At 56.8% G+C, this 15,341-nt stretch carries 15 protein-coding genes; 8 read left to right on the forward strand and 7 right to left on the reverse strand.

Features of this window, described 5'->3' with window-relative positions:
* Positions 1-8 precede the first annotated feature (8 nt).
* A complete protein-coding gene (locus ONV78_RS24735) occupies positions 9-956 on the forward strand; it encodes an AraC family transcriptional regulator (RefSeq protein ID WP_279507111.1) in 948 nt (315 codons plus the stop codon).
* 12 nt (positions 957-968) lie between these two features.
* Here ONV78_RS24735 and ONV78_RS24740 read toward each other — a convergent pair whose 3' ends face one another.
* The 5 genes from ONV78_RS24740 to ONV78_RS24760 all read right to left on the reverse strand — a co-directional run bounded on the left by ONV78_RS24740 (position 969) and on the right by ONV78_RS24760 (position 5,423).
* Entirely contained in the window at positions 969-1,898 is a 930-nt protein-coding gene (locus ONV78_RS24740) for a mechanosensitive ion channel family protein (RefSeq protein WP_216738019.1), read from the reverse strand.
* Positions 1,899-2,345: 447 nt separating this feature from the next.
* Positions 2,346-2,819 (reverse strand): DUF2141 domain-containing protein, encoded by a 474-nt coding sequence (locus ONV78_RS24745; protein ID WP_216738018.1) that lies wholly within the window; start codon positions 2,817-2,819, stop codon positions 2,346-2,348.
* 78 nt (positions 2,820-2,897) lie between these two features.
* On the reverse strand, positions 2,898-3,512 hold the full coding sequence (locus tag ONV78_RS24750) for a peroxiredoxin-like family protein (protein ID WP_279507112.1): 615 nt from the start codon (positions 3,510-3,512) through the stop codon (positions 2,898-2,900).
* A gap of 36 nt (positions 3,513-3,548) precedes the next feature.
* Entirely contained in the window at positions 3,549-4,580 is a 1,032-nt protein-coding gene (locus ONV78_RS24755; protein ID WP_279507113.1) for an NAD(P)-dependent oxidoreductase, read from the reverse strand.
* A gap of 210 nt (positions 4,581-4,790) precedes the next feature.
* Positions 4,791-5,423 (reverse strand): hypothetical protein, encoded by a 633-nt coding sequence (locus ONV78_RS24760; RefSeq protein ID WP_279507114.1) that lies wholly within the window; start codon positions 5,421-5,423, stop codon positions 4,791-4,793.
* A 478-nt stretch (positions 5,424-5,901) separates the two neighbouring features.
* On the opposite strand from ONV78_RS24760, the gene gbpA reads away from it, so the two are divergent.
* Positions 5,902-7,350 carry an N-acetylglucosamine-binding protein GbpA gene (gbpA, locus tag ONV78_RS24765; protein WP_279507115.1) on the forward strand — a complete coding sequence of 483 codons (1,449 nt, stop codon included), beginning with the start codon at positions 5,902-5,904 and terminating at the stop codon, positions 7,348-7,350.
* A gap of 129 nt (positions 7,351-7,479) precedes the next feature.
* Here the strand turns inward: gbpA and ONV78_RS24770 are convergent, their stop codons facing one another.
* Entirely contained in the window at positions 7,480-7,821 is a 342-nt protein-coding gene (locus ONV78_RS24770; protein ID WP_279507116.1) for a DUF6488 family protein, read from the reverse strand.
* Positions 7,822-8,071: 250 nt separating this feature from the next.
* Here ONV78_RS24770 and ONV78_RS24775 point away from each other — a divergent pair, with 250 nt between their 5' ends.
* Entirely contained in the window at positions 8,072-8,524 is a 453-nt protein-coding gene (locus ONV78_RS24775; protein ID WP_279507118.1) for a hypothetical protein, read from the forward strand.
* A 110-nt stretch (positions 8,525-8,634) separates the two neighbouring features.
* Here the strand turns inward: ONV78_RS24775 and ONV78_RS24780 are convergent, their stop codons facing one another.
* A complete protein-coding gene (locus tag ONV78_RS24780; RefSeq protein WP_127970088.1) occupies positions 8,635-9,063 on the reverse strand; it encodes a host attachment protein in 429 nt (142 codons plus the stop codon).
* A gap of 272 nt (positions 9,064-9,335) precedes the next feature.
* Here ONV78_RS24780 and ONV78_RS24785 point away from each other — a divergent pair, with 272 nt between their 5' ends.
* The 5 genes from ONV78_RS24785 to ONV78_RS24805 all read left to right on the forward strand — a co-directional run bounded on the left by ONV78_RS24785 (position 9,336) and on the right by ONV78_RS24805 (position 15,330).
* Positions 9,336-9,905, forward strand: a complete 570-nt coding sequence (locus ONV78_RS24785; RefSeq protein WP_279507119.1) for an HD domain-containing protein — start codon at positions 9,336-9,338, stop codon at positions 9,903-9,905.
* 93 nt (positions 9,906-9,998) lie between these two features.
* On the forward strand, positions 9,999-10,667 hold the full coding sequence (locus ONV78_RS24790; RefSeq protein WP_279507120.1) for a nucleotidyltransferase: 669 nt from the start codon (positions 9,999-10,001) through the stop codon (positions 10,665-10,667).
* 348 nt (positions 10,668-11,015) lie between these two features.
* Positions 11,016-11,792 carry a TVP38/TMEM64 family protein gene (locus ONV78_RS24795; protein ID WP_279507121.1) on the forward strand — a complete coding sequence of 259 codons (777 nt, stop codon included), beginning with the start codon at positions 11,016-11,018 and terminating at the stop codon, positions 11,790-11,792.
* Positions 11,780-14,032, forward strand: coding sequence for a hypothetical protein (locus ONV78_RS24800; protein ID WP_279507122.1), 2,253 nt, complete (start codon positions 11,780-11,782; stop codon positions 14,030-14,032). Before ONV78_RS24795 ends, ONV78_RS24800 begins: the two co-directional genes overlap by 13 nt.
* Entirely contained in the window at positions 14,029-15,330 is a 1,302-nt protein-coding gene (locus tag ONV78_RS24805; protein WP_279507123.1) for a glycosyltransferase, read from the forward strand. Before ONV78_RS24800 ends, ONV78_RS24805 begins: the two co-directional genes overlap by 4 nt.
* The last annotated feature ends 11 nt before the right edge of the window (positions 15,331-15,341 follow it).

Genomic DNA, 15,341 nt, shown 5'->3' on the forward strand with positions numbered 1-15,341 from the left:
AGATGGCGATGAGCGATAAAATCATTTTCAACCGTGAGTCGAAGCCCAGCATCGAAGCGTGTCTGGACGCCCATAACAAGAGCCTGTTCGTCGAGCTGCTGGATCAGCACGCCACGCAGGTCGGCGTGAATCAGACCCCGCTGCCGGAAGTCTCCAGCTTCAGAGTCGTTAAGCCGTCGCCACGGCAGCCTGTAGTGTACGAGCCGGCTATCGTCATCGTGGGGCAGGGCGGTAAGCGCGGTTATGTGGGCGAGCAGACGTACACTTATGACGCCTATAACTATCTGGTGCTGTCCGTGCCGCTGCCGTTTGAGTGCGAAATCTATGACGCCTCGCCGGAGTCGCCTTTGCTGGGGCTGCGCATCCTGGTGGACGCTCTGGCGCTGAATGATCTGTTGATCGATATGGGCGAGCCGCCCTCCCGAACCTCCGGCGACATCCCCAAAAGTATTTACTCGACGCCCCTCAACGATACCTTGATTGAAGCCTGTATCCGTCTGGTGAAGGTGCTCTCGGACCCGGCGGAAGCCAAGATCCTGGGGCCGCAGATTCTGCGTGAAATCTATTATCGGGTGTTATGCGGCGATCGCGGTGAGACGCTGCGCGCGGCGGCCAATCACAACAGTCGCGTGGCCCAGATCGCCAAAGTGCTGAACATGATCCATCAGCAATACGACCAGCCTTTGGACATCGATACGATGGCGCGTGCGGCCAATATGAGTCCCTCCACTTTGCACCATAACTTCAAGGCGGTGACGGACTGTTCGCCGCTGCAATATCTGAAGAGCATTCGCCTGCATCAGGCTCGTAATCTGTTGGCGAGAGGCGGCATTAACGCCAGCACAGCGGCGATGAAGGTGGGCTATGTAAGCCCGTCGCAGTTCAGCAGGGAGTTTAAGCGTCTGTTTGGCGCTCCGCCCCGGGATAGAAATCTGGGGGCGGTGATGGAAGTCTAGCGCGGAAGCCGTCTAGATAGTGGTGCGGACCAGCGCCGCGTCAGGCAGCGATTCTGGCGTATTCTGATCTGGAGCCGGCAGCGCTTCTGTCTGAGACGATTCCGTACTCGTCTCCTCATTGCTCTCTGCCGGCGGCGCAAACAGAACCATATTGATCATCTGCTCCTGCTGCAGCCGGGCGTCGGCGCGGCACGGTAGCGTCACCACGAATTTGTGCTTGGCCACGTCCGTCGTGGTGAAGCGGAATTTCGGAATCACGTCCTGCAATATCAGGCGTCGACTGCGAATCAAAGGAATGAAATCTTTGTTCTCTTTTTGAAACTCGCTCCAGTATTTGTCCAACGCTTCCTTCATTCGCAATGAGTATTCATAGGAGCGCTGGAAATCCGGCTCTGTGGTGATGCAGAAACTATGGATCACATAAGGACGCAGCACCGAGTGGTTCTTGATGGCCGAACTCAGATACAGACTGTTCGGGATGACCACCGTCTTGCCCGTGCTGGAGTAGAAGTCCCGGTTCAGCTCTTTCAGCGTGGTGGTGATCAGGTTCTGGTCCACCACGTAGCCCAGATAATCGCCGGCTTCGATAATATCCCCCACGGCGAACTGACGGTTGCCCGCTCGCAGCAGCGTGCCGCTGACGCACAGAATCAGCTCCTTGGTGGCGATGACAATGGCCACGGCGAAGGCGGTCAGCGACAGGGCGAAGGTCTGAATCTGCGGCGCCCAGATCAGGATCAGGCCGATGATCAGAATCAGATAAGTTGAGTTTTTGAGGATGTTGGACCAGCGCAGCTTGAAGTCTTCGGACAGCGAGTTATTGCGCTTGATCTGACGGTGAATCACCCATCGCAACAACGCTAACGCAATCAGTAGCGTTACCGTGGCGGGGACTCCTCGTGTGGACGCAATATCGATCAGACTTTTGAAACTTTCCAGCATTTTGCGGCTCTTTATCCTCTCTATTTTTAACGCTGATGTTGATCTGGGTGAAAGCTCACAGCCTGCAACATTTTCTCGCGAATTAATATTAGGGTATTCATCAATAATTCATTTTAAATACAGGGGCATAAGCGCCAACGGCGTTAATCGCCTGGGTCTTCTTTGCGACTAGACAACGCTGGAGGTCGCCGGGCGCCGCTTCAGAAACCGCTACGATACTTATAGTTTGGCCCGTTAACGTAATTTCGCCAGACGCCAATCAGACTAGGCCCGTTGCAGAACAGGAAAAAGACGGCGGAATAAGCGGATTATTAGGAAAGTTTAATGCGCGCCGACGCTCTGATTGGCGCTGAAAAAGGCTGCGCCGAGCGAGGAGGCGAGGAGTGAGCCCGGCGCTGAGCAGCCGGGCTGGCTTAAAAGAAAGGGCGACGTAAAAACCTCTCTGGGTTAGTAGTCCAGATCTATGGACACCAACTTGGACGGCTCCTGCAAGGTGAACTTGCTCTTGTCGAAACTGGGCGGGCCCATAAAGCCTTTCGCGTTGTTGGAAACGCCGACGCCTTCTTTGGGGATGCCCAGAAAGTTAGCGTCGCAGTCGTCATTGCTGTTGGCGTCGTGACACACCGCCACTGCATAGACGCCATAAGGCACATTGGCGAATGTGGCGTGAGCGCCGGCGTCTGTGGGTTTCACATACAGCTTGATGGACGCCTTGGCAGGCGTGTCGGGAAAGCCGTCGGCGTTGTTATATAAATGCACCATCAAGCCGCCCTCGTTGTTCTGCAAATGTTGCAGCTGCACTTCGATCGAACCGGTGGGCGTATCCGCCGCCTGGGCTGTTGTGATGCTTAGCGTCGCCAGACAGCCTGCTACGACGAGTTGCGCAAAGAGTCTGGCTTGCTTCCATGTTGGGATGCGCATGATTTGTCCCTCCTTATTTCCTGCAGATCAATAGCGATCTTCTAGTGTGTTCGCAGCAGCGTTAGCGTCATCGCCGCATCAATGAGCGGTTGCATTCTTGGGCGCAGGGGACGCTGCCGGCTCCGACTGCGCTGATGCGCCGGCATAGAAACGGCGAGCCATCTCCAAGACATCGTCTACGGACCACTGATCGTATGCATGGACGCCGTATTTGCTGGCGACCACGGAGCCATCCGGCGCGATCAGGAAATCCGCTGGCAATCCCAGCGGACTTTCACCTTTATCCGGGTTGGCGGTTTTCATCTTGCGCGCGCCGCCTTTGATCGCGGCGGCGATGGCGCGTGGGTCCATCAGGGCGCGTAAGGACTTCTCCACGCCAAACTCCTGATAAAGCTTCTTCTCTGGATCGGAGATGACGTCAAATGGCGCGTTTCCCTGGAAGGGCTGCATGGAGGCTTCGCTGGAGTGAAAAATGACGATTTCCCGGATCCCTGCGGCGACCAGCTCCGCATGCCTTAACGTCATGGCGCGCATATGCATGTTGCAAAAGGGGCAGCCGGCGAAGCGGCGGAACTGTAAATGAACCAGTCGTTCCGGGTCCGGCCATTGCGTGGGCTGGCCTTTGATGGTGGTTAAGGTTTTGGGGGCGACGAGATCGCCCGCCTGGATTTTGTTTTTTAATCCTGGTTTCACGGCGGTGTGTTCCTTATTGTCCGACATGCTGTGGAATCAGGCGGCCTGGGACAGATGCGGCCAGGGGTAGCCTTGTTGCTTGAGTTCCGCGAGCGCTTCGCTCACTGCGACGCGCCAGTTTTTTTGTGGCGTATAGCCGATTTTTTTATGGGCGTAGTCGGAGGGGCACAGCCAGTCTTCCGCCACGTGCACCAGCGATCGGGTGAGGAACGGGGAAGAACCCGGCAGAATGGGCAGCAGCGTCTCCATCAACCAGCCAAAGGCGTAGCCTGCAAAATACGGCACGCTATAAATCGGCTTGGGCGAGTTGGTTTCTTTGCAGATAAATTCAAATACTTCCCGGGTGGTGGGGAAGTCCTTGCCGCAAATATTGAAAGACTCATAGTTGTCCAACCCCTGCGCCATGGAAGCCAGGGCGAAGGATTCGCCGAGATCCGTATCCGCCACCAGCGCCATACGACTGCGTCCGCCGGACAGCCAGGGCACCATGTAGGTACGCAGACGCGGCACCAGCGCAGGCACCATGCCAAGGTGATTGCCCTTGCCGACGAAGTGGCCCAGACGCATATTGACCATCTGCGTGCCGCGCTGGCTGTTTTCGCGCATGTAATTATCCACGTCGATCAGTTTGTCGACATGCGGCCAGTAGCCGGTGTAGCGGGGTTCGGAAAAATCGTCCTGGGGTTTGCCGTCCTTGCGAATGCCTGCGATGGCGACGGTGCTGGCGAGCAGAAAGCGCTTCACTCCTGCGTTGATGCATTGGTCAACGATGTCCACTGCAGGTTCGAAAAAGTGGGTGCGCTCCAGAGCGGCGTGTCCCCAGAAGGCTCCCCAGGTGCCGGTGTGGCAAACCACATCGACGTCCTGCACCATGGCTTTGCGGTAGGACGCATCCAGCAGGTCGCCGCTGCGTATCTCGCCTTTGAATTGGGGAATCAGTTTCGACGGGGTGCGACAGGCCGCGATGGGCTCAACATCCGGGCGAGCCATCAGCGCCTTGATAACGTTGCTTCCCAAAAAGCCAGTCGCGCCGGTAACCAGCACCCGCGTTTTTGGTCCTGTGTCCATGACAGTCTCCTTGTTTGCTATGACGCCCCGCCGAATCGCCACGCGCCTCTTGTCGTCGAGGAGAGTGACTATCCGGCGGGGCTGCGTTGTTGTCCTGACCGCTCATTTCCCGAACTACAGTTCGATCATACGCCTCTGTCGGGACTTGGACTATGTCGTTTTTTGAGCAGGAAATGAATTACCGGCTCATTTCTATTCGTTAATCCACTGCTACTTAATTTTTTCTAAAGCAAAGCGTTGCAGGCACATACGCTGGAACTCGATGGAGGTTTCCGGCAAGTCGACGGTCAGCGTCTGCACGTTTTGCTTGAGGTTAAGCGACATGCTGCGGCCGCCGCGGGCGATAAAGCCGTCTGCGAACACCGGTCCTGCATGAATGGTCGCGCCCTGGGCGGGAACGTCGATGATGCAGTTGAACGCCACCGAGATGCGGTTCTGCGCTTTCAGCTCGTAAGTGCCTTCGCAGTAGGGCGAAAAGCCGTCCTGAATCGGCATGGCGCCGACGCTGAGATTGCCCTTGTTCATCTCGGAAGCGAAGCCCTGTTCGAGAGTCATGGTGCCGTCCTTGCTGAACGTCATGACGCCGGTTCCGCTCATGTCGACCACCTGGGCGTCCACCAGCAATTGACGGGTATCCGGATCAATGGATACGGTTCCCGGCGCCTGCGGCAAACTGCGCACGCAGGTCTGGTCGGTGGTGAAGCCGAACTCCGCTTCAAAGTAACGATGACGATGACGTTCACCGTAGGAGTCGGAGTCTGCGTAAACATTAGCCGCGCCCGCGCTCAACCCGGCCAACAGCATGAAACTCATGCCTGCCTGGCGTTTCACTTTATCGAACATAAATACTCCTCGTATTTTAATTTCAGGTTAAGGAAACACTGGTTAACCGGGTGTTTATGCCGTCCATGCCCGGGCGACGAAGGCGTCGTTTCCGGTAGTGGCTCAACATTCTGTTTGACGTCAGATTGGTTTAAAAAATTACCGGCTCGATATGTCGAAAGCAATGTGAAAACAGGGGTTTATTGTCCCGTATATGGGAAACAGAATCGCTCAAACAAAGCTTGGCGCGCGGGAGGCGCTAACGCTTGGGCTCGGCGCCGTGTAACGGCAAAATTAAATACCAGTAACGGTCGTTTTATGATCTAAATGCATACCAAAAGCATGCCAATAGCATAATGCGATTTTATTAGTCCTTTAGTTTTAGAGGCTTACAAATATGAGGTAAATAGCCGATATTGCGCAAAATATACGCGTAATAAAATCCCCGCTCTTCCTTGAAGAAAGGACTATACCAATTGATAATAAGGGGAGCTCTAATATGAACCGAGCACATACCAAGAAACTCGTTCTTGGGTGTCTGGTAACTTTGCCTTTCATCGCCCAAAACGTTCTCGCGCACGGCTACATCTCCAAGCCGGCGTCCCGTTCCTACCAATGTAAACTGGGGGAAAACCTTAACTGCGGCGCTATTCAGTGGGAGCCGCAGAGTGTCGAAGGTCCCGACCGCTATCCGGAAGGCGGCCCTGCCGACGGCAAGATCGCCAGCGCAGGGGTGTCCCATTTTTCCGAGTTGGATGAGCAGTCCGTCAACCGCTGGAAGAAAACGCCGATTCAGGCCGGCTCCAATACCTTTATGTGGCGCTTTACCGCCAATCACGCTACCCGTGACTGGCGTTACTACATCACCAAAGAGGGCTGGAATCCCAATGCGCCGCTGACCCGCAATTCGTTTGAAGCGCAGCCGTTTTGTAGCTATGACGGAAACAACCAGCGTCCACCTACGGAATTGTCCCATGAATGTAACGTGCCCAGCCGCAGCGGCTATCAGGTCATCCTGGGCGTATGGGATGTGGGGGATACCGTCAACAGTTTCTATCAGGTAGTCGACGTTGATTTCGGCGGTGGCGGCGGTGATCCGTCAGAACCGCAAGAATGGCGCGACATTGGCGACATCAACCCGTCTATCGATCTGCAGACTGGCGATCAAGTGAAAACCCGCGTTTTTGATCGCAACGGCGAGAATCCCGGACTGCAAACCGTGCTGAATATCAACTCTGCGGATGACGGCAAGAAAGACAAATGGCCGTTCCTGCTGGCCACCGCCATCAACAAAGAGTCCGACGCGCTGCGCGCCGGTAAGATGAACGCCAAAGGCGACATCGTTCCGGCCTATGGACGCAATGACGTATTCGGCAAGGCGGACAGTGATGTTGATCGCGTTGAGATTGAAATCGTCAAAGGCGATGATGGCCCCGTTGATCCGGCTGTTGAGTTGAGCGGATTGCAGGGCGAGTACATGATCGAAAATGGTATGGCTACCATCGACTTCACCGTGTCCACCAACGCGGCGATGAACGTAAGCAGCTATGTGTATGCGCCTGACGGTTCCGCCGCCGGCTTCGGTGAAGCCAAGGTGGATAACGCCTCTCACAACTTCCGTATCGATATCGACAAAGCCGAAGCCGGCGCTTATTCCCTGGTGGTCAAAGGGGAAAGCGAAGACGGTAAAGTGGTGCAGAAAACCCAGGGCTTCCTGTTGAAGGAAGATGGCGGCGATACGCCTCCGAGCGGTGATTACGATTACGTCTTCCCGGAAAGCCTGAGCGCCTACAAGGCGGGAACCACCGTTCTGGCCAAAGACGGCAAGATCTATCGTTGTAAACCATTCCCGTACAGCGGCTGGTGCACCGTATACAGCGACAACGCCAACCACTATGAGCCTGGCGTGGGCGCTTACTGGAGCGACGCCTGGGAGCTGGTGAAGTAATCGACTAAGGAAATTCCGATTCCTGATTTCAAGCCCCGGTTGCTGCGTGCGCCGGGGCTTTTTTTATCAGCGAATTGACGGCTACTTTAGAAGGAAGGGGCTCGCCTGCGCCCCATGGAAAGCGAGAGCTTAAGGCTGACCCGTGTAGTTAGACGTGACGTAATTACCATTGTCGTCAAGGAAGATAAAAAACGTCTGCTTGACCGCATCGGCGGCGCTGGAGTTTTTATAGCTCACCCGCCACAGATGCTCTTCTCCTTTGTCCATATACAGAGTCTCGACTCTTTCCGCATGGGTCCAGCTTGCGTCCAGACGTTTGGCGCCGACCATCTTCTTCATGACGAAATCTCCGCGATCCTGAGCGGTTTCCTCAGGGATTGCCTGCAGCCTGTCGTGGTTGGGGTGAGCATGCGCCTGAAGGGCGGAGAAGGCCAGAGGGAGGCTTAGCAGAAGCGCTTTGGTTTTGGTCATAGTGATTGCCGTGTCTATATGAATCCGGTTGTGAGTTCCATTTACCGCAAAGCCTGCGCCAGGAGTCGGGGAGATCAATGCGAAGACAATATTCTAGTCGGGCGGGATAGTCTGCGCTTCGGCCAAATGGTCGGTTTTGGGGGGCGTGAAAATGGACGATTTGACAGGAATCAGAACTGCGTCAATTATTGTTGCAAATGATAATAATTATCATTTAGGATTTTGCAAAAAGACGGAGGCTTTCACACCCATGCGTTTTCTATGTCCCACACATGAAGAATGGTATTCGCTGCAACCTGAAGAGGAGCTGGTGAATAACTGGATGCACTGGATGCATTTGTCCGGTTGCTACTATCAAAACTCCCAATGGAACCGGGCCTTGCCCTATATCGGCAGCTCTTTCGATCTGGCCCGGCTGCTGCTGTCGCGACAAGGCGAAGAGCGCAAGACGGCGATTACGTTGCTGACCTTATCCGGTATTTATCTGTCCAATGTGTTTCACCACATGGGCGATGAAGTGGAGTCCAACAAAGTGCTGAACATCGCCTGCGAATATTTGGCGCGTTTCAGTGAGCCCGCCACCAACTCCAGTGCGATGCAGTGCATGAGCTGTCTCTCTGACACCCGCGCTCATGACATGTTTGTGGCGCATCATCTGAACATGCCGCTGGCGCGCCGCAGCAGCTCCCAGGCGACCCATTAGTCGCCTGGCGCTCGCCCAGGAGCGTAATGACGAGTAACGTTTAAGACGCTGTAACGCTACAAGCGTTTGTAATACTTCAAGCGTTTGTAATACTACAAGCGTTTGTAATACTACAGGTAGTCCGGCAGATGTCCCCGGATGTCCTTGACCGGGTGCACGGTGAGATTTTTATCGACCTCCGCCGCCACGCAATGACGCACGTTGGCGTTCATCTGACGTCTTAACACGCCCAGAAAGGTGGGTTCGGAGAGAATGTACAACTTGTCGTACTGCTTTTTGTTGAGCCCTTCATTCAGGCGCTCGTTGACGCGCTTGGCGAATCTCTCCACTTCTTCATGTTTTTTACGATCCGCTTCGCCGTAGGAGTGATTGCCTGAGCCGTTCATCATCCCGCCGTTGCGGTCTGAGACGATTTCCTGTTCCATCAGTCGGTTGATCGGGTGGGTGAGGGTTTCCAGTTCCTGTAATGCGCCTTTCGGGGTGTCGCAGGAAAACAGTCTGGCGTGGGTGGTGTCCGCCGCTAGTACCCATGTAGTCATAAAAACTCCTCTGGTTAACGGTTTTAATAAGCAATCGCTGGTGCGGCATTCCGCCGCAAGTACCGCCACACACTGCTTGAGTGTAACCCATACTTTGGAGAATCGCCTGAAACGGCGATAAGCAGTACGAAAGACATCCTGGGTTCACCTGTCACAATATTCCGCTATAATGGCGCGTCGGCGTTCAACGCCGAATGATGGCGGATAACAACTCAGTGCGGTTCGCTCCGCTAAAAATCAAGTATCGGACAGCCGGTTCAACCGGAAAAATATTGGGAAACACCAAAGACGTTTTCGATTTTTCGACCTCTTTCTTTTCTTCCACCTCCTCAACGACTTCATCCGAAGTCACCTTGCAACAAGCCGCCGAGATCGCGGCGAATCCAGCGACTCAAGAATACCTGTCAGGCCTGTTATGGGATCTGGACGGCGTGCGCCAACCATTGCGTTATCACCCTGAAGAAGACGCCCTCTATCACTCGCTGCAAGTGTTCGAGCTGGCGTACGCCGAGACCCGGGACCCGGAGCTTTGGGCGGCGGCGCTCTTTCACGACCTGGGCAAAAGCGTGGACCAGAAAGATCACTGCGCAATCGGCGCCGCCATGGTGCGGGGCGTGCTGTCCAGCCGGGTGGAGTGGCTGATCGCTCATCACCTGGACCTGCTGCTCGCCCCGCAACGCACGCGCCGACGCTTGGGCGACTCTACGCGTCTGCAGGACTTAATCTCTTTGCGGCGCTGGGACCTGGGCGGACGCTCGCTCACCGCAAAAGTGCGCAACCCGGAGCAGGCGCTGCAGTTGACGCTGGATGCTTTGATCGCCGCTGGCGCACAGCAACCCTGATCCTGTGGCGTATCGCCGCGCAGGCGCTTTGATGCGCCGATTTATTTAGATATCAATCTGACTTTCACGGCGCAGATCCGCGCCGGTCCATTTATGAAAAGTAAACGTAATAACCGCATTCGCCGCCTGCTGGTGATTGAGGCGGCGCGCCTGATGTATGAAGAAGGCGTGGACCAATACCTGGACGCCAAACGTAAGGCGGCGAAGCGGCTGGTGGGCGGCTATACGCTGCATTTGCCCTCCAATGGGGAGATATCCGAGGAAATATATCGCATGGCGCGTTTTGAGGAACCGGATGCGGTGACGCAGCGCTTATTTGATATGCGGGTTCTGGCGATGGATGTGATGGAGCAACTGACGCCGTTTAATCCGCGACTGATCGGCTCAGTCAGCAGCGGTCGCATTCGCGCCAGCAGCGATATTGATCTGCATGTTTTCGTCGATAGGCCGGAGACGTTGTTTGTCTACCTTGATGACATGGGGTGGCCCTATGAAACCAAGAGCATTTGCATACGCAAAGAGGGCCGTTTTATGGAGTTCACCCATGTCTATCTGGATATGGAGTTTCCCGTGGAGTTATCGGTGTACCCCACGCAGGACTTGCGGATAAGGGGGCGCAGCAGCACCGACGGCAAGCCTATTGATCGGCTTTCCGTGGGACGTTTGCGGGCGCTGATCATGCATGAACATCCTGAGCAATGGGAGGCGTTGATATATGGCGGCGGGGGCGATGAGGCCTGCGTTGAGGCGCTTGCGGACTGAGCTTACGGCGAGATGACCAAAGGGTAATCCAGGGCGTGGCGAGGACTTCCGCCCTTGTGACTGATGGTTAAAGTAAGTATGGTCAATAAATGATCGGCGCCAGTCGCCGGTTAAACATGCAAAGGGTGTCGCGTGTTCGGGAGGAGCCGGTTTGGCTCTTCGTCTTTATCGCCAATGAGGTTTTCAGGCGATAAATAACCGACGCGACGCCTTATGAAAAAGGGAGGATTGCAATGGCGCGGTATCAGACGATAACCGTACAAAGCAACCAAACTGCGGGATGTCGGGCGTGTGAGCGTCTGCTGTGGAACGGCGCGTCAAACCCAATCTAATGTGACTGGGGCCGCAATGACGCGCGGATTGTCTTTAAAAGTCTCGATGATTCTGGGAATTGTCGGGGTTACCGTGATCGTAGCGTTGCTGTACGCCTTCGACGTACACCGCGATATCGTGCGCTTATTGGAGTGGATGAACCGACAGGGTCCGGCGGCGGGAGCGATCTTCGTCGCGCTGATGGCCGCTGCGGTAGTGCTGTTGGCTCCTGGCGTATTTTTCACTACTGGCGCGGGATTTGTTTTCGGAGTCGTCACCGGCTCCATTTACGTGATCGTCGGCACGGCGTTGGGCTCCATCGCCGCGTTTGTCATCGCTCGGCGCGGCTTCGGTGAAAAGGCGACGGCCTATGTGCGCTCCCACGCCAAAATCAGACTGGTCGACGCGGAAGTCAGCCACCAGGGCTGGAAACTGGTGATGTTGACCCGGCTTGTGCCTCTCTTTCCTTTCAAAGTGTCCAATTATCTGTTTGGCCTCAGCCGGTTCTCCCTCAGGGACTTCGCCATCGGCAACACCATCGGAATCATCCCGTACTCCGTGCATAACGTGTATGTCGGCTCGCTTGCGGCGGACGCGCTCAGTGTCTCCGTGGGCGCCGCGCAGCGCAGTCCCTGGCAGTGGGCGATATATCTAGGCGGTTTCGCGGCGTTGGCGGTGTTTCTTGTCTATCTGAATCGCATGGCCAAACGGATTCTGGCGACCTATGAGTTGCAGCAGCGGGATGCGCCGCACCTCCCGCGCGCAGCGCAGGAGTCGCCTGTGAATGAAGGAGAAGAACGATGCCGTGGATGAAATGGTTACCCTGGCGTTACATCATTAGCCGCTTCGCCCGCGCACACGGGTTCCTGGACCCGGTGGCGGTGCTGTCGCATTTACACAGGTTCTCCCAGCCCTCGGAGGTGACGGAGCCAATTGAACTGCTGCGGGCGGGAGCGGTTTTTCATGCCCGGGGATTCATTAACAGCCGGGTTATTCAGCACAACCTGGACTGGGTGTGGCCGTATTGGATCACCCGTCAGTTTGACCCGGCGGACCCGTCTTTCGTGCCCCGCGCGTTCAGTCTCACTCACGTTAACCTGACCCACCGCAACTGGACCGCTGTGGGGCTGCCGGATTTGCAGGAAACGCCGCTGGTCGATCCCCGCGGGTTGTTGACGCCGCTGTGGGACGGCTGGTCGCTGGACGCCTGGATCGTCACCGCCGATGGCGACATTCTGGCGCCCTCGCGCTCGACAGAGACCCGGCAGGCGCTGCACACCGAGGGCTTAAGCGTAGTGACGGAAACGGAAGAACTGGACATGCGCTTGCGCGTTGAGGCGCAAGTGGTCATGCGCGACGGAGCCCCGGTGTGCCTGTTGGACATGACCGGGAATGCCGGTCGCGACGCCTGGCTGGTGTTGGCGTTGCGTCCGTACAACCCGGAAGGCGTGCGCTTTATTCATGAAGTGACGTTGAACCCGCAGCGCAATGGCTGGACGGTGGATAATGAGCGCCAGGTGGCGTTCAGCGAACCCGTCGATCGCCATCATGTCTCGGATTATCGACAAGGAGATGTCTATATTCATCTGCGCGACGCCAAAGATCAGGAGTCCGGGGAATGCGATATCGGCATGGTCACCGCCGCCGCCATGTTCGCGATTCCCGCAGGCGGCGCCCGCAATGTGCAGGCGCGGATTTCGCTGCCGGAATCGGGAGATGAGAAACCGGGAGACTGGCGGGAAAGTCTGAGCGAATGCTGCCAGCTGCAAACCTCGGATGAACAGGTGCAGTTTCTCTACGACGCCGCCGTGCGGACCCTGACTCTGTTGTCTCCCGGGGACGTGTACGCCGGTCCCTATACCTACAAGCGTTTCTGGTTCCGGGATGCGGCGTTCATCATTCATGGCCTGCTGAGCCTGGGGCTGACCCAGCGAGCGGAGCGGGCGTTGGACCGTTTCCCCAAACTGCAGGATCTCAACGGTTATTTTCATTCCCAGGCGGGAGAGTGGGATTCCAACGGCGAAGCGATCTGGATCATGCAGCGCTTCTGCGAGCTGACCGGAACCCAACCAAAAAACACTTGGCGCGACGCCGCCCGCTCTGGCGCGCGCTGGATTCTGCGCAAACGCGAACCCAACGACGGCGCGCCTCACGCTGGACTATTGCCAGCCGGATTCAGCGCGGAACATCTGGGACCCAATGACTATTATTACTGGGATGACTTTTGGGGCGTGGCTGGTTTACGCGCCGCAGCGAGCATGATGGATGGCTATGACAAATTGGCGGCGGAAGAATTCGAACGTGAGGCGGAAGTCTTTCAGCAGGCCATCGACATAAGTCTGCATCGCGCCTCGGAGCGACTGGGTCGACCGGGCATGCCGGCGTCGCCGTATCGACGCCTGGACGCGGGGGCTATTGGATCGGTAGCCGCTGGGTATCCATTACAGCTTTGCGCGGCGGACGATCCCCGCCTGCTGGATACGGTGGAGTTCCTGCTGGCCAACTGTTTTTACAAGGGCGGGTTCTTTCAGGACGTGATTCACTCCGGCGTGAATATTTACCTGACCCTGCACGTGGCGCAGGTGTTGCTGCGCGCTGGAGATTCCCGCTACGAGGCGCTGATGCAGGCGGCGGCGGACCTGGCTTCGCCTACCGGACAATGGCCGGAGGCCGTGCACCCGGCGACCGGCGGAGGTTGTATGGGGGACGGACAGCACGCCTGGGCGGCGGTGGAATGGATTTTGTTGCTGCGCAACTGTTTCGTGCGGGAAGAAGAGGACAGGCTGATTTTGGTGTCCGGCGTGCCTCTGCGCTGGCTGGAGGACGATCAACCCGTCACCTTCGGGCCTGCGCCGACCCGGTTTGGCCCGATCAGTCTCAAACTGATCGGCGAGGGCGTCGGCGCCAGTGGCGCGGGCATGGTGCGGGTCAGTTGGGAGGCGGAGTGGTTTGACGCCGCGCCGCTGATGGAAGTGAGACTTCCGGGCGTTTCACCTATTGAAGCGCCTCAGGAACGTAATTTCGTTGATATCAATCTGGAGGATTCTCGATGAATATCGTCATGGTCACCAACACGTATCTGCCTCATGTGGGCGGCGTGGCCCGGTCGGTGGAGAGCTTTACGCGGGAATATCGGCGACGCGGTCATAAGGTGTTGGTGATTGCGCCTGAGTTTCCCAATCAGCCTCAGGAGGAAGAGGGCGTTATCAGGGTTCCCGCCATTCAGAATTTCAACGGCAGCGACTTCTCTATGGTGCTGCCCATTCCCGGCCTGCTGGGGGAAGCTCTGGACGCCTTTCAGCCGGATATCGTGCATTCGCACCATCCCTATCTGCTGGGGATGACCGCACTACGAGTCGCCCGGTATCGGGAGACGCCGCTGGTGTTCACTCATCACACGCTGTATGAGGAGTACACCCATTACGTGCCGGCGGACAGGCCCCTGTTCAAACGTTTCGTGATTGAGCTGGCCACCATCTACGCCAACATGACCGACCGTGTGTTCGCCCCCAGCGACAGTGTCGCCAGCCTGATTCGGGAGCGCGGCGTGCGCATGCCCATCAGTATCGTTCCCACGGGTGTGAAATTGCTGGATTTCCAACGGGGCGAGGGCGGTCTGTTTCGGCATTCCGTGGGCATCTCTCAGGAGGCCTATGTCATTGGCCACGTGGGACGGCTGGCGCCGGAGAAGAATTTGAAGTTCCTGGCGGAAGCGGTAGCGGCCTTTATGTTGCTCAACCGCTATGCGCACTTTCTGGTGGTGGGAGAAGGGCCCTCGGAAGCCGAGATGCGCGATGTCTTTCAGCGCTACGGTCTCGCCGATCGACTGCATTTCGCCGGTCAGCTACAACTGCCTGATCTGGCTGACGCCTATCACGCCATGGATGTGTTTGCGTTCAGCTCGCAAAGTGAAACTCAGGGCATGGTGCTTACTGAGGCGATGGCGGCGGGGGTTCCGGTGGTCGCCCTCGACGGTGCAGGGGTGCGGGAGGTGGTGATAGATCAGGAAAACGGCTATCTGATTAAAGAGCCCTCTATCGTGGACTTTATTGGCGCACTGCAACATTTCGGCGCGCAGAGTCGGGTAGAGCGTCGGCGTATGCAGGAATGCGCGCGGCTGACGGCGGAGAGCTTTTGTCTGAGCGCCACCGCCGAAGCCGCCTTGCGGCATTACGAGAGTTTGCAGCGGCTGTCCCATATCTCCGAACCGGAGACCGAAGAACAATGGGAGCGCGTTCTTAATCTCATCAAGGCGGAATGGGATATTGTCAAAGGCATGGCGGGCGCCGCCGGCGCGGCTATTGTTGGCGGCGGCGTGAGTTCCCAGGAGTGCGAGCAGGACAGAGGCTGAGGCTGTCCTGA

Origin of the sequence: Hahella sp. CR1, assembly GCF_029813005.1 — a bacterium.
GTDB lineage: Bacteria > Pseudomonadota > Gammaproteobacteria > Pseudomonadales > Oleiphilaceae > Hahella.

Coding starts and splice junctions, on each gene's coding strand:
- ONV78_RS24735 (WP_279507111.1), top strand. CDS start 9: ATGAGCGATAAAATCATTTTCAACCGTGAGTCGAAGCCCAGCATCGAA.
- ONV78_RS24740 (WP_216738019.1), bottom strand. CDS start 1,898: ATGCTGGAAAGTTTCAAAAGTCTGATCGATATTGCGTCCACACGAGGA.
- ONV78_RS24745 (WP_216738018.1), bottom strand. CDS start 2,819: ATGCGCATCCCAACATGGAAGCAAGCCAGACTCTTTGCGCAACTCGTC.
- ONV78_RS24755 (WP_279507113.1), bottom strand. CDS start 4,580: ATGGACACAGGACCAAAAACGCGGGTGCTGGTTACCGGCGCGACTGGC.
- ONV78_RS24760 (WP_279507114.1), bottom strand. CDS start 5,423: ATGTTCGATAAAGTGAAACGCCAGGCAGGCATGAGTTTCATGCTGTTG.
- gbpA (WP_279507115.1), top strand. CDS start 5,902: ATGAACCGAGCACATACCAAGAAACTCGTTCTTGGGTGTCTGGTAACT.
- ONV78_RS24770 (WP_279507116.1), bottom strand. CDS start 7,821: ATGACCAAAACCAAAGCGCTTCTGCTAAGCCTCCCTCTGGCCTTCTCC.
- ONV78_RS24775 (WP_279507118.1), top strand. CDS start 8,072: ATGCGTTTTCTATGTCCCACACATGAAGAATGGTATTCGCTGCAACCT.
- ONV78_RS24780 (WP_127970088.1), bottom strand. CDS start 9,063: ATGACTACATGGGTACTAGCGGCGGACACCACCCACGCCAGACTGTTT.
- ONV78_RS24790 (WP_279507120.1), top strand. CDS start 9,999: ATGAAAAGTAAACGTAATAACCGCATTCGCCGCCTGCTGGTGATTGAG.
- ONV78_RS24795 (WP_279507121.1), top strand. CDS start 11,016: ATGACGCGCGGATTGTCTTTAAAAGTCTCGATGATTCTGGGAATTGTC.
- ONV78_RS24800 (WP_279507122.1), top strand. CDS start 11,780: ATGCCGTGGATGAAATGGTTACCCTGGCGTTACATCATTAGCCGCTTC.
- ONV78_RS24805 (WP_279507123.1), top strand. CDS start 14,029: ATGAATATCGTCATGGTCACCAACACGTATCTGCCTCATGTGGGCGGC.